14 protein-coding genes and 1 tRNA gene are annotated in these 13,750 nt (G+C 38.0%); 5 read left to right on the top strand and 10 right to left on the bottom strand.

Translation table 11 applies throughout. The annotated features are described in order from the left end of the window. Positions 1 to 19: 19 nt before the first annotated feature. The 5 genes from H5058_RS03325 to H5058_RS03305 all read right to left on the bottom strand — a co-directional run bounded on the left by H5058_RS03325 (position 20) and on the right by H5058_RS03305 (position 4,017). Positions 20 to 1,237 (bottom strand): TolC family protein, encoded by a 1,218-nt coding sequence (locus tag H5058_RS03325; protein WP_008468875.1) that lies wholly within the window; start codon positions 1,235 to 1,237, stop codon positions 20 to 22. Between the two features lie 83 nt (positions 1,238 to 1,320). Beyond that, complete coding sequence (locus H5058_RS03320; RefSeq protein WP_004588885.1) at positions 1,321 to 1,671, bottom strand: hypothetical protein; 351 nt, start codon at positions 1,669 to 1,671, stop codon at positions 1,321 to 1,323. Positions 1,672 to 1,726: 55 nt separating this feature from the next. After that, complete coding sequence (locus tag H5058_RS03315) at positions 1,727 to 2,629, bottom strand: cation diffusion facilitator family transporter (RefSeq protein WP_004588886.1); 903 nt, start codon at positions 2,627 to 2,629, stop codon at positions 1,727 to 1,729. After that, a complete protein-coding gene (locus tag H5058_RS03310; RefSeq protein WP_004588887.1) occupies positions 2,616 to 3,347 on the bottom strand; it encodes a transglutaminase family protein in 732 nt (243 codons plus the stop codon). Before H5058_RS03310 ends, H5058_RS03315 begins: the two co-directional genes overlap by 14 nt. Before the next feature lie 55 nt (positions 3,348 to 3,402). Beyond that, positions 3,403 to 4,017, bottom strand: coding sequence for a cation transporter (locus tag H5058_RS03305; RefSeq protein ID WP_004588888.1), 615 nt, complete (start codon positions 4,015 to 4,017; stop codon positions 3,403 to 3,405). Positions 4,018 to 4,094: 77 nt separating this feature from the next. Here H5058_RS03305 and H5058_RS03300 point away from each other — a divergent pair, with 77 nt between their 5' ends. From H5058_RS03300 to H5058_RS03285, 4 genes are all read left to right on the top strand, one after another. Next, complete coding sequence (locus H5058_RS03300) at positions 4,095 to 4,484, top strand: Cd(II)/Pb(II)-responsive transcriptional regulator (RefSeq protein ID WP_004588889.1); 390 nt, start codon at positions 4,095 to 4,097, stop codon at positions 4,482 to 4,484. A gap of 42 nt (positions 4,485 to 4,526) precedes the next feature. Next, complete coding sequence (locus tag H5058_RS03295) at positions 4,527 to 4,904, top strand: MerR family transcriptional regulator (protein WP_004588890.1); 378 nt, start codon at positions 4,527 to 4,529, stop codon at positions 4,902 to 4,904. Between the two features lie 102 nt (positions 4,905 to 5,006). Beyond that, the gene (locus H5058_RS03290; RefSeq protein WP_259398612.1) at positions 5,007 to 5,474 is read left to right on the top strand and encodes a MerC family mercury resistance protein; all 468 of its coding nucleotides are present in this window, start codon (positions 5,007 to 5,009) and stop codon (positions 5,472 to 5,474) included. A gap of 172 nt (positions 5,475 to 5,646) precedes the next feature. After that, positions 5,647 to 7,554 carry an aminotransferase class V-fold PLP-dependent enzyme gene (locus tag H5058_RS03285; protein WP_089367987.1) on the top strand — a complete coding sequence of 636 codons (1,908 nt, stop codon included), beginning with the start codon at positions 5,647 to 5,649 and terminating at the stop codon, positions 7,552 to 7,554. A 232-nt stretch (positions 7,555 to 7,786) separates the two neighbouring features. Here H5058_RS03285 and fbaA read toward each other — a convergent pair whose 3' ends face one another. Both fbaA and H5058_RS18420 read right to left on the bottom strand, forming a co-directional pair. Continuing rightward, on the bottom strand, positions 7,787 to 8,869 hold the full coding sequence (gene fbaA / locus H5058_RS03280) for a class II fructose-bisphosphate aldolase (protein WP_011327779.1): 1,083 nt from the start codon (positions 8,867 to 8,869) through the stop codon (positions 7,787 to 7,789). 66 nt (positions 8,870 to 8,935) lie between these two features. Then, positions 8,936 to 9,070, bottom strand: a complete 135-nt coding sequence (locus tag H5058_RS18420) for a hypothetical protein (protein ID WP_011327778.1) — start codon at positions 9,068 to 9,070, stop codon at positions 8,936 to 8,938. 562 nt (positions 9,071 to 9,632) lie between these two features. Between H5058_RS18420 and gloA the strand changes: the two genes are divergently transcribed. Then, positions 9,633 to 10,034, top strand: coding sequence for a lactoylglutathione lyase (gene gloA, locus H5058_RS03275; protein WP_011327777.1), 402 nt, complete (start codon positions 9,633 to 9,635; stop codon positions 10,032 to 10,034). 54 nt (positions 10,035 to 10,088) lie between these two features. Here gloA and H5058_RS03270 read toward each other — a convergent pair whose 3' ends face one another. From H5058_RS03270 to H5058_RS03260, 3 genes are all read right to left on the bottom strand, one after another. Further along, a complete protein-coding gene (locus tag H5058_RS03270) occupies positions 10,089 to 10,355 on the bottom strand; it encodes a DksA/TraR family C4-type zinc finger protein (RefSeq protein ID WP_089367986.1) in 267 nt (88 codons plus the stop codon). A 124-nt stretch (positions 10,356 to 10,479) separates the two neighbouring features. Then, positions 10,480 to 13,347, bottom strand: coding sequence for a pitrilysin family protein (locus tag H5058_RS03265; protein WP_011327775.1), 2,868 nt, complete (start codon positions 13,345 to 13,347; stop codon positions 10,480 to 10,482). Between the two features lie 284 nt (positions 13,348 to 13,631). Beyond that, positions 13,632 to 13,707: transfer RNA gene (locus H5058_RS03260), tRNA-Glu, on the bottom strand. Positions 13,708 to 13,750 lie beyond the last annotated feature (43 nt).

Here is a 13,750-nt window from a genome sequence, read left to right as displayed (position 1 = left end):
TACTGAAAAAACAAAGCGCTCAAATCTCAAATTTGGATAACTGACCCATACTTAAAATGAAGGATATTTCTGCAAGCTTGAATTGATTTTCCAAACGTATTCCTGCATGAAGCCCTTCCGCACGTTGATTTAATGCAAGTAAGTAGTCAGAAGTATTAATGTCACCAGCTTCCCAGCGCTTATTTAATAAGTTTTCGCTGCTATCTAATCTGCCTTTTGTCAGTTTTTGCCATTGCTCATAATATTTTTTACTGACAATAAGCGATTCATAATTAGCTTTTGCTTCAAATGACTGCTTTCGATAAACCGACCGAAAGTTAGCCTCTGCTGCAATTGCTTCTGAATAAGCGGCTTTAACAGTATCTGAATAGTTATTTCTGATATTTAAAGGCATTGAGAAAGTCACGCCAATCAAGTCTTCATCTCCACTTTTCCCTGCGTTAACTCCAATGGTTGGATTGGCTTTAGATTCCATAGTGGTTAGTTGAGCTTTAGATTGTTTTATCTTCCATTGCGCTCTAGCGAGTTTAACTTTTGGATGTTCCTCAACCCACTGAGAGTTAAATGAATAGTTTGTTGCTCCAAAAGTAAATGAAAACAAATTGGTAGTATTAGGCGTCCAATCAGGCAATAACTCCTGAACATTTACCTCTGCATTTTTCAAAGCAATTTGCGACTCAGATATTTCACTGAAAACTTGGGACAAGTTTAAATAAACCAGTTCAGCGTCAAGTGGCTCTAAAAGTCCTGCTTTTCGCTTATCTTCAATAATTCCAACGAGCGTTTGTAATTGATTTTCTCTTACTGAAAGTAACTGAGCCACCTTTTTTGCTGCTTGCCAATTAACTATTGCAGTTAAAGCGTTAGCCTTTTTAGAATCGAGTAGAGATAACAATTGTTGCTGGTTTGCATAAACACCAATTTCACCAATGCTTTTATTTGCTGATTGCTTATCCCAAAAATCAATCGTTTGACTGATACCAATAGAATAATTATCAAAATCACCCTCTTTTTCATAGCTTGCTTCAAGCTCTGGGTTATATACGGCTTTAGTTAAGCTCTTGGCTCTATGATTACTTGCATTAAGTAACTCTTTAGCCGCAACAACTTCGGGATCTTTATTTATTTGACTATCTAGCCATGAAATACTTTTCTGTTTGGCATAAGTGGCAACTGAAAAACTCACAGCCATACATAAAGACAGGACTAAACCTGCATTTTTTAAATATATATACATAAAAATTCTTAATTTTAAAATTAATAAACACGAAACCTTTATCCATTATTAAAGGATAAATAGGTCATTAAAAATTAATCTAATTAAGAAATGGGCGGACGAAGTATCGCTTCAAGAAAGGTACTTGTTTGATCAATTTGATAAGGCGTTTTATTGATAATGTTTAGTTTGCCCGTGGTATTTGAATTACTGACTAAAATCCAAGATAAGTGGCTGCCACTGCAATGTCCGCAGTGATGACAATCTTTTTCATTATGCTGCTCATCACCTACATTATCATTTGAGACATTTCGATCATCTGCATGATCATGTTGAATTTGAAGGTGCTCTATATCTATTTGGTGATTCTCAGGTGTTGCGGATACAACAGCAGTTAACGATTGCAAAACAATCGAAACGACTAATAGTATTTTTAACGCAACATTGAATTTCAAAATAAACACCTACTTAAATATGAAAAATTATAATATCAAAAAAAGGTTTTCTAAACTAGCCATGCGCATGTTTTTCATGCTCGTCACGGCAAGTTTCTTGAGGAAACTCAAACTCAATGGTTGTATGAGATAAATTATAAGAAGAAAGTTCCTTAGCCACTTGTTGTTTTAGCCTAATTAATTTATCAACCTCAAAGTTATGGGCTAACTCTAGGTGAGCAGTTAATACGTGACTTTCCCCGTCTAATGACCAAAAGTGCATATGATGAATCCCATTAATTTCAGGTATAGCCTTTATCGCTTTTTCAATATTATTCTGCACTTCTTCATCAGGTGTAGCTTGAAGAAATAGTGCCAATGTTGTTTTCAGGTTTTTCAAAACGTTAAACAATATAAACAGTGTAAAGCCTATAGAAAGCAAAGGATCTAATATTGGTAGATCTACAAAAAGCAGCACGATAGAAACAATTAGGACTGCAACCCAGCCAAGTACGTCTTCAAGCAAATGCCACGTAAGTACTTTTTCGTTCAGCGTTTTACCCGCTTTTAGTTTAAATACTGCATACCCATTAACAGCAACCCCAAGTAATGCAAGACCCAACATTCCTTCAGCCATTGGCATTTCAGGATTAGATAATCTTGGTATTGCTTCAAATAGCACCCAGACAGAACCAATAACTAATACAATACTGTTAATTAATGCGCCAAACAGGGTAAGACGACGATAGCCATAGCTAAATCTATCGGATGCTTCTTTATCCGAGAAACGACTCAGTATCCAAGCGAATCCTATAGATAAACTGTCACCCAGGTCATGTACAGCATCAGCCATAATAGCGGTACTGTTGGTTAGCCAACCACCAATAAATTCGATAATAGTAAATGAAACATTAAGGAAAAATGTCCAACCTATACGGTCGTCTTTTCCATGCGAATGGCTATGGCTATGATTGTGCATTTTCCACCTCAAGAACTTTTAAATTTCTTACATTGACTACGTTAAAATTGATAAAGTGACGGATCACTCGTTGATACATCCAACGTTTGATTCCTGATAAGTTAGTTCCTTTTTCGAGATAAAACTCATCAGGGGAATTATAAACACCAAAATCATCATGAATACCTTCTTTTTGTATATAGGTATCTTGACCACGCCAATCTGTATCTGGCGAAGAGAAACACTTTGTTGCAACACCATAACCACAAAATTCGTTTTTTATTTGACTAAATTTGTGCTGTAGTGAACTTAAATATTGTTCATCTAATATAAAGCCTTCTAAGTTTATCCAACGATCCTTGAAATAAACTTCAATCCAACTATGAATGATATATTTAGGTGCTAACCAAAATACATAAGTTGGAATAGCTCCTTTTTGTAATCGCTGCTCAATAGTAAAGCCGTGAAAACGACATTGAATACCTAATCCTCGTAACAAAGCCATCAGCAAGTTACCCTTGGTATTGCATTGTCCGTAACCATCGGCTAAAACACTGCTTGCTGAAATATCATCACTCTCATTGTAACCAAATAATATTTCATCTTTAACAAATTGGTAGGCTGCACCAATTTTGTTGAAGTCATCGAGTTCTTGCCAATTACGCTCAGAAATTAATGATTGAATTGTAGAGTGTTCAAAATTTACTATCTTGGTTTTTTCTAGATATTTGCTATTCATTGATGTTTCCTTACTTTGAACAACCAAAGGTTGATTGTTTATCTTCATTTGGTGTTTAACGTGTTTTCTCAGCAACAGCTAATTCTTGTTTAGCATCGCTTAGTATTCGGTAAGCGCCTCGAAGAATTAACATTGAAATGATGCTACCAATGACGATATCAGGCCAACGCTGTTTCAGCACCATAACGAGTATGCCTGCGATAACGACACCAAGATTTGCAATTACATCATTCGCTGAAAATATCCAGCTAGCTCTCATATGTACTTCATCGTTGTTGTGCTTTCGAATAAGGATGAGACAAATCACATTTGCAACTAAAGCAACCATGCCTACGCCAATCATAAACCAAGAGTGAGGCTCACTTTCACCATACAGCCTTCTAGCAATATCCATTAGAATTAGCACGCCTAACCCCAGTTGGAAATAGCCACTCACTAAAGCAGCATTAGCCTTATGTTGGATTGACTTTCCCACCGCGTATAGTGCAATTGCATAGACGATTGCATCCGCTAGCATGTCTAACGAATCTGCAATTAAAGCCGTTGATTCTGATAACCAACCAAAGCCAATTTCAAAAACAAACATCGAGGCATTGATAGCCAGAAGCCAATAAAGCACCGTTTTTTGCTGGTTATCTTTTAGCTCAACTTCACACCCACAATCGCTCATTTTCATCTCCGATTAACTTGTATGCTCTAACTATAAATCCTATAGTGACTATAGGGTCAAGTTTATTTGGAAATTTTATGAAAATTGGTGAGTTATCGAAAACATCGGGGTATTCAGTACAAACCATCCGATATTATGAAAAGGAGGGCTTGCTGTCAGATCCTGATCGCACTGAAGGGAATTTCAGGTTGTATTCTAATAAGGCATTTAAAGAGCTAGAGTTCGTAAAGCATTGTCGAAGTTTAGATATTCCGCTTAATGATATTAAGCGACTCATTGAATTAAAAAACAAGCCAGAGGAGAGTTGCTCTAGTGTAAATGCATTAATTGATCGGCAACTAACTTTAGTTAATCAACGAATGAAGGAATTGAATGCACTCAAAAAAGAGTTAAAACTAATGGCAAGCTCTTGCGGGTCTGACGGTACAATTGAAGTCTGTGGCATTATCAAGTCATTAGATAGTTGAACTAAATATAACTTTAGATTAGTAGTATTCACAAAGGCAATAATGAAAACCATTGGCAAATTAGCACAATCATTAAATTTAAATGTAGAAACCATTCGTTTTTATGAACGAGAAGGACTGATTACACAACCTGAAAAACCAATATCTGGTTATAGACAATATGACGAATCAATAGCAGGACAACTTAGGTTTATCACAAAAGCCAAAGCGCTCGGCTTTACGTTAAGAGAAATAAAATCGCTAATGTCTATGGACAGCAACTGCGCTCAAGTTGAGCTATTAAACCGACAAAAGTTAGCAATCATTCGAGACAAAATTAATGACCTTCAACGTTTAGAGAAAGTAATTGTGGGTATGACAAATACCTGTATGCAAAACGAAGATCCAACACATTGCCCCATAATTGACTCATTAAAATGATTGACTCCGTACTTGTATACGGAGTTTAGAATGATGGTAATATCAACCAATAGACTTTCAAATGATAAATAAAATATTAGACAGAGTAGGCTCTAGTGGCGTTTGGCTAGCGGCACGGCCTGCCTCCCTGCATTAAGGTCACTTGCATCGGCATTAGGACTAGGCTTCTTCTCTCACTTCGAAGGAATAGCTGTAAATACGCTTTTACCTATTTTTGCATCTTTGGAACTATTGGTAAACTTATACAACTGGCACAAAAATAAAAACCATACCAGAGCTGTCTTCAGCATTCTAGGGCCTGTAGCAGTGCTATTAACGCTTTATCCTCTTTGGCTATATGATTGGAGCACATACCTATTTTACTTTGGTATTTGCTTAATGGTCGTTATGTCGGTTTTGGATATCGTAAAACCAGTAAGGGAGCAAACATGCAACGTATGGCTAATTGCCGTCGTTGAAACGATTAACGGTCAATGTCTGCTTTTCGCTCATAGCTGTAAGTCAGATATGAGCTACTTCAACTCAATAATTAATGCGCATTCCAGTATTACTTTTTGTTTTTTAAAGTAGGTGGCTGACTTTGGCACCTTTGATTTTTCGTACCTTGCAAGTCAATTTAAATAAAATCTATTTATTCGTGATTTTGCGTAATTATTGGCGCATTTTCAAAGTATTAATTTCACAAGTATCAATCCTTTAGTTATGCTACTAAACATTATGAAATTTTATTGCGAAAACGCCTATGTTACCTTTACTTCGTATCTTGTTAATTGAGCAAGACCCTATCATCTTGCAAGAGCTTTCAACGAATCTGTCGAAAACGATCCCTAACTTTGAGCGAAATGATGTTCATATCGACATAATTGAATGTCTTGATTTAAAGCAAGCGTTGGAATATGTAGAGGAAGATGGCGATATTCAAGCCGTGGTTCTCAGTTGGGATGTACACAACAAGGGTGAGAGAACTTATAGTCGCTTTATCGAGCAGTTAAAGGGGATCCGTATCGAGTTGCCTGTGTATGTTATTGGCGACGACACGAAAGGATTAGAGATAGTTAACGAGTCGGAGGAAATTGAGTCTTTCTTTTTTAAAGATGAGGTAATTTCTGACCCGGAAGCGATTTTAGGCTATATGATCAACGACTTCGATGATCGAGGAGAAACCCCATTCTGGACGGCATATCGTCGTTATGTTGGCGAAGCAAACGATTCATGGCACACACCTGGCCATAGTGGCGGCTCTAGCTTTAGAAACTCTCCCTACATCAAAGATTTTTATCAGTTTTATGGCCGTAATGTATTTGTTGGCGACCTGTCGGTTTCAGTCGATTCGCTAGGTTCATTGTCAGACAGTACCAATACCATTGGCCGTGCTCAAGAATCAGCCGCGGCGACGTTTGAAGTTAAGCATACCTATTTCGTCACGAACGGTTCATCTACCTCAAATAAAATCATTTTGCAGACACTGCTGCGCAAGGGCGATAAAGTAATCATCGACCGAAATTGTCATAAATCGGTGCACTATGGCATATTGCAATCAGCTAGTTTTCCTATTTATTTGTCGAGTATTTTAAATCCTAAATATGGGATTTTCGCGCCACCCTCGTTGGCCGATATAAAGCAGGCGATCGAGCAAAATACCGATGCAAAATTGCTGGTTCTTACTGGTTGCACTTACGATGGCTTACTGAGCGATTTGAAACAAGTGGTAGCGTTTGCCCATCAACATGGTATTAAAGTGTTTATCGACGAAGCGTGGTTTGCTTACTCCCTTTTTCATCCCAGCTTACGCTATTATTCTGCCATTCATGCTGGAGCCGACTATATCACCCATTCTGCGCATAAAGTGGTATCGGCGTTTTCTCAGGCGTCTTACATTCATATTAACGATCCAGATTTTGATGCCGATTTCTTTCGAGAAATTTACAGTATTTACGCCAGCACATCGCCAAAGTATCAGCTTATAGCGTCGCTTGACGTGTGCCAAAAGCAGTTAGAAATGGAAGGCTATAAGCTGCTCAATGCCTTGCTAAAACATGTGGAAGAATTTAAACAACAAATGGCCTCGCTCAACCATATTAAAGTGCTTGGTAAGCAAGACTTTATGGAAATATTTCCGCATTTTAGCGGAGACAATATGGGCCATGATCCACTAAAAATTCTCATCGATATTAGTCAATTGCCTTATTCGTTAAAAGATATTCATAAATTCCTGCTGGATGAAATTGGGCTAGAAATAGAAAAATACACTCACAGTACTATCTTGGTTTTACTGACGCTTGGAGGTACGCGTTCGAAGATCATTCGTCTGTACAATGCATTAAAAAAACTCGACAGCGGTAAGGTAAAACTGTCAACATCGACGCGTCGCTCCCGCTTGCCGGAGAATTTACCTGCCATCGACCTAGCGTGTATTCCAAGCGATGCTTTTTATGGCGAGCGCGAATCTGTGCCTATTAGCAAAAGCAACAACCGCATTTGTGCCGGTTTAGTTACGCCATATCCACCGGGCATCCCACTGTTGGTTCCGGGGCAGCATATAACTGAAGATCATATAGAGTATCTGAAAGAGTTAGCGGGACAAGGATTGACGATTCAAGGAAGCTTCGATGGCGAGATCTATGTTCTTAAAGGCAAGGTTAAGAAGTAAAGCGTCTTTTGGTCATAGTCTTTTTACTGAGCAGCTGTGTCGCTAGGCATTGCTGCTGTATAAAGCGTTATTGAGTTAATTTTTGAATTACTATTTTAATGTTTAGCTGTATTTTATTTAACGAATAAATAGCTTAGCCATAGAAAACGGTGTTATTAGTATTAAAAGGCTCAACAGATCTGTTGAGCCTAACATAACGAGTAACTTACCTTAGCTTACTAACAAGCTATTTTTATGAGCTGTACCGATTTACACAATTTAAATCGTTAAAACATTGCTCTAGTCTTGCGGCCATATGCTGCTCTGTATGACGAAGCCATACGCGAGGATCATAGTATTTTTTATTAGGCTTGTCGTCCCCTTCTGGGTTACCAATTTGCCCTTGTAAATACGCTTGTTTGTCTTGGTAATAGTTTAAAATACCGTTCCAACACGCCCACTGCGTATCTGTATCGATATTCATTTTTACTACGCCGTATGTTAACGACTCTGCAATTTTATCGTACTCAGAGCCACTACCGCCATGAAACACAAAATTGATTGCGTTATGCTCTAAGCCAAATTGTTTTGCTACATAGGCCTGTGAGTCTTTTAATATAGTAGGAGTAAGCACAACATTACCCGGTTTATATACCCCATGAACATTGCCAAATGACGCCGCTATAATAAAGTTTGGACTAATACGACTTAAGCGCTCGTAAGCGTAAGCTACATCTTCTGGCTGGGTATAAAGCGCAGAACTATCGAGATGTGAGTTATCCACCCCGTCTTCTTCACCACCGGTACATCCTAGTTCAATTTCTAGGGTCATGCCTATTTTTGCCATGCGCGCTAAGTAACGTTCACATATTTCAATATTTTCTTCTAAAGATTCTTCTGAAAGATCGATCATGTGCGAACTAAAAAGCGGCTTGCCAGTAAGTGCAAAATGCTGCTCGCCTTCATCTAATAAACCATCAATCCAAGGTAATAATTTTTTTGAAGCATGATCGGTATGTAGCATAACCGCTACACCATAATGCTTAGCAACAGAGTGAACATACTTAGCAGCACTAACCGCGCCAAGTACAGCCCCTTGGTGTTCAGGTAGCGACAAGCCCTTACCACAAAAAAACTGCGCTCCACCATTTGAAAGTTGAATGATAACCGGTGACTTCATTGTTTGCGCGGCTTCAAGAGTTGCATTTATAGACGAGGTACTAACAACGTTAACTGCAGGTAATGCATATTGATTTGTTCGGGCATGCTTATATACCGCACTTACTTCATCGCCAACTATAACGCCAGGTTGAATAGTTGTAGCTAAATAATTCATTATAGGTTCCTTACTGTTTTAAAGCTTTTATACAAGCATCTGTAATTGCTCGCCAGTTTTGTTGCTCTACTCACCCTTTTTAGCAACGCCTGTTACGGCAAAAACTAACAGAGCAAAAAATACAGCCGATAAAAAATCAATACCATCACACAAAGATGGCGGAAAATGTTTTTGCTCATCAAAGCCGTATTTTAACGCCATAATATCACGGTATTAAAAACACCGGGCAATACTGGCACATTACAGTTAACAAGTTTGCTGAGTGATTTTGGTTACGTAGCAGTTGTACCTATTAAATCGGTACCCACTGCACATACTTGCTCTAGTATAGCTGTATTTATGACTGTACCTGTACCTACTTTACGCTTCGGCTGGCGTTTTTATTGCTTTTAATACCTCAACTAAGCTTGCGCCTTAGTAGAAACAGAGCAATTAGATTGCTGCACGCTAAATAAATCCCATAGTGAAATTGTTTAAGAGGTTGTGCAACCTAGATGTATTGCAAATCTATATGAAAACCATAGAATGTGCATCAAGACTTACTACTGTTATATTTTCTGGCCTGCGCTGAATACACAATTATATTTTGAGTCTCAAATTGCAGTGTTTTACTCTGTGTATGGCCAAAGTAGCTGCTAAGCAAACATGCGATATATTATAAAAATGAGTTTTAGCTTACTTTTATAATAAGCGCTATTTTGCGCAGTCTTCGTCATGTTGTAACAGTATTTTTTAAATTTAAAGACAATCCAAGGGTGCTTAAATGCGTTTATTACACACTATGTTACGTGTTGCTGATTTAGAAAAATCAATCGAATTTTATACCAAAGTACTTGGGATGAAAGAGTTACGCCGTGCAGATAACGAAGAATATCGTTATACCTTAGCCTTTGTTGGTTACGGAGACGAAAAAGACAATACGGTATTAGAGCTAACCTATAACTGGGATCAAGACAGTTACGACTTAGGCAATGCTTATGGCCATATAGCCATTGAATTTGATGATATTTACAAAACATGTGCTGATATTAAAGCTGCCGGTGGCAATGTTAGTCGTGAACCTGGGCCTGTAAAAGGTGGTACTACTGAAATTGCTTTTGTAAAAGACCCTGATGGCTATGCAATTGAGCTTATTCAGAAAAAAGAAGATATGAGTCGTTTTTAAATTTGTATTAAAGCAAGTAGGTTTAAATTAAAAAGGTGCTTTTAGCACCTTTTTTTAGCGCAATTGACTGTCTTTACTGCCTCGGCGATTAAAAGCCCCCACTGTTGCGCTCTTGCCTTCAATTGCTTGCTGGCATGCAACACAATAACGAACACCGGGTAACGCCAATCTACGCGCTTGAGGGATCGCAGCATCACATTCTTCGCACAACTCAGCACTTGAGCCTGAAGCCAAATTACTGCGAGCGTACTGAACAGCATCGTTAACACTTGCGTCTATTTGATCTTGAACTGCACCTTCTCGTGCCCATCCACTTGCCATATATAACCTCCTAATGAGTTGGACGTTTATACTTATAATAGCTATTAACAGCTTTATTGGCACTGAATAGAACAAAAAAGCCGCTTGTAGCGGCTTTTTGTTTTTAATCGATTAATTTTAACAGTTATAAACTGTAATCAATCACCTGCATGCCTAACTTTTCAAGCTCAGGGCGCAAGGTTTTGGCATCACCAACAACTAAATAAATCATCTCTTTAGTGTTTAAATGTTTTTTAGCTAAGGCGTTAACTTCTTCTTTGCTAATATTACTAACAATTTCATTTCTTTCTTTTACAAAGCTAGGTTTTAAATCAAACTCTAATATTTGTGCTAAAAAGCCAAGTTTTGCATTAGGTGTTTCGTATTTAAGCGCATCTTTTTGGTTAATAGCTTTGCGCATAAACATAAGCTCTTGGTCTGTTACACCATTTTGAGCGTAGTTATTAAGCTCGTTGGTAAACTCTGTAATAGACGCAGCAGTAGAATCTGCTCTCACCGCTGCAGAGGCTGTAAAGCCACCTGATGTTTTATCACCCCAAAAATGAGAGCGAGCACCATAAGTGTAGCCTTTATCTTCGCGTAAATTTAGATTGATACGGCTGTTAAACGTGCCACCCAATGCAAAGTTCATTAAGTTAGCTTTAAAAAACTCACCGGTAATATCTTCAACCATGCCACGCTTACCAATACGAATTTCTGATTGCGGTGCGCCAGGCTTATCAACTAAATAAATTACATTTGTTTGTACTTTTGGCTCAGCAAAATTTAAATCAACGCTTGAAGCTTTGCCCTGCCAGTTTGTAAGGGCAGCTTTAATTTTAGGTTCAATTGTTGATTCTTTTAAATCAGAAACAATAATAACTTGGGCACCCTGCGGTTTAAAGTTTGCATTATAAAAAGCTTTAACATCATCGAGCGTAATGGCTTCTATACTTTCAACAGTACCGCTACTTGGTAGTGAAGCTATGTTATTTCCGTATAGTAATTTGCTATACGTATTAGAGGCTAAATAACCTGCATCTTTCATTGAATGTTGGATGTTTTGAATGCTTTGCTTTTTATTACGCTCAAAGTCATCTGCATTAAATGCCGGTTTAAATAACTTTTCTTCTACAAGCTTTAATGTTGCATCTAGATTTTTAGTTAAGCTAGAAACATATACATTTGTATGTGTTTTATCAGCGTATATGCTTACTTGACTACCCAACTTTTCAAGCGCGTTACTCATTTGCTCTGTGGTGTAGTTTTGCGTAGCCTCACTCATTAGCGATGCAGTCATTGACGATAAACCCACTTTACTCGCTTGTTCATTATACAAGCCACCCGGAACTTTAATAAAAATAGCAGTCGTTGGCGTTTCGGTGCTTTGAGTACCTAATATTTTAATACCGTTTGCAGTATTAGCTTGCCAAAGTGCAGGAACATCCACAGCAGGATTTGCACCGGCCTCTGGATGAACACTTCGATCAAATGTATCAACTGCTCTTCGTGCCACTAAATCATCAGCTGAAGTGGTCGATGGCCCTCCAAAATCATGCGCTTTAGGAGTAAAGTTGTCTGGGGCAGCTATAAGTTGAGTCTGCCCTTCTGGCACAACACTCATAATAACGGCAGATTTACCTTTGATATATTGATTAAAAACACGCATAACATCAGCTTTTGTAACTTTGTTATAACGTGCAATCTCATCTTTAGCTGAGTTTGGGTTACCTGTAAACGTTTCTGACGCGGCAAGTTGAGAGACTTTTCCTGATACGCTTTGCAGACCAAAAATTGCACCCGATTCTATTTTAGCTTTTACTTTATCTAAATCATCTTGTGTAACACCACGCTCTTCAAATTCAACAAATGAATCACGAATAATTTTTTCCATATCAGCTAACGTTTTTCCTGCTGTAGGATTAGGTAAAGCATAAAGACTAATTGAGCATGCTAACTCTTGGCATGGATGGTTTGCACTTGCTTGAACTGCAAGCTGGTTTTTAACTAGGTTTTTGTATAGTAATGAATTGTTCCCCCCACCTAATATTTCTGCAAGTATATCCAGCGGTGCTTCATCTTCAGAGCGAGCGTAAGTCGTTGGAAAACTCATACTTAATAAAGGTAAGTGAACCTTATCTTCCATTGAAATATATCTATCAGCATTTAGTGTTACCGCTGTTTTTTCTACTTTAGGTATTGCAGGGCCTTTTGGAATTGGCGCAAAGTATTTAGTAACCAGTGGTAGTATTTCATTAGCGTTGATGTCGCCACCAATGGTAAGCGTTGCATTATTAGGGCCATACCACTTTAAAAAGAATGCTTTTAAGTCATTCACATTTACACGGTTAAGGTCATCCATAAAACCAATTACAGGCCAAGAATACGGATGCCCATCTGGATACATTGCTTGAGCAACACGCTCACCTAAACGACCATAAGGGCGATTATCAACGCGTTGGCCGCGCTCATTTTTTACTGTTTCGCGTTGTACTTCAAATTTTTCTTGGGTTACAGCATCTAGTAAAAAGCCCATTCGATCAGCTTCTAGCCACAACATTTTTTCTAATTGATTTACAGGTACGGTTTCAAAATAATTTGTTCTATCTGAGTTAGTTGTACCATTTAAAGTACCGCCTGCTTCAGAGATTATTTTAAAATGTTCCTCATCAGCAACGTTTTCTGAGCCTTGAAACATCATATGCTCAAAAAAGTGAGCAAAGCCTGACTTACCCAACTCTTCGCGAGCAGAACCAACGTGGTATGTTACATCAACGTGTACTAAGGGATCTGAATGATCCTCATGCACAATTACAGTTAAACCGTTATCTAGTTTATATTTTTTATACGGTATGTTGATTTCACCTGCGTTTGATTTCACTGATTCAATAAGTGTAACGCCTGGGATTGATGCTTCTGTAATAATCTTTTTATCAACAGCTTGAGTTGAGCTATTACATGCAGCTAACCCTGATGCAAGTAAAACAGCAAGTGCGATTTTTGTGAGTTTCATTTTTTAGTCCATATTTAAATTAACTCAATGAGTTTAAAGACTAATTAAAAGTACAACAAGGAATATGAAACAATTGTAAGATTGGTTTTGTAACGAAGTGTAAATAGATAGATATAAAAATGAAGTGTGAAATGAGGGTATAAATTTGTAGTTTTATTCTTATAACACTGCACTAGCTTATTAAATAAATTAAGCGGCATTTACAAGATATAATTGTTCTTGATAACGTCATGAATAGAACGTCTGGTATCACACTGCTTTATACAATACTTAAAATAAGTAAGTGGCGTCCCCAAGGGGATTCGAACCCCTGTTACCGCCGTGAAAGGGCGGTGTCCTAGGCCTCTAGACGATGGGGACGCAGAAATTGGTTTGCAAATCATTGATTTGCTATTTCTGTGTA

Origin of the sequence: Pseudoalteromonas sp. SR45-4 (assembly GCF_014163535.1) — a bacterium.
GTDB lineage: Bacteria > Pseudomonadota > Gammaproteobacteria > Enterobacterales > Alteromonadaceae > Pseudoalteromonas > Pseudoalteromonas nigrifaciens.
This window is presented reverse-complemented; position numbering and strand designations above follow the sequence as displayed.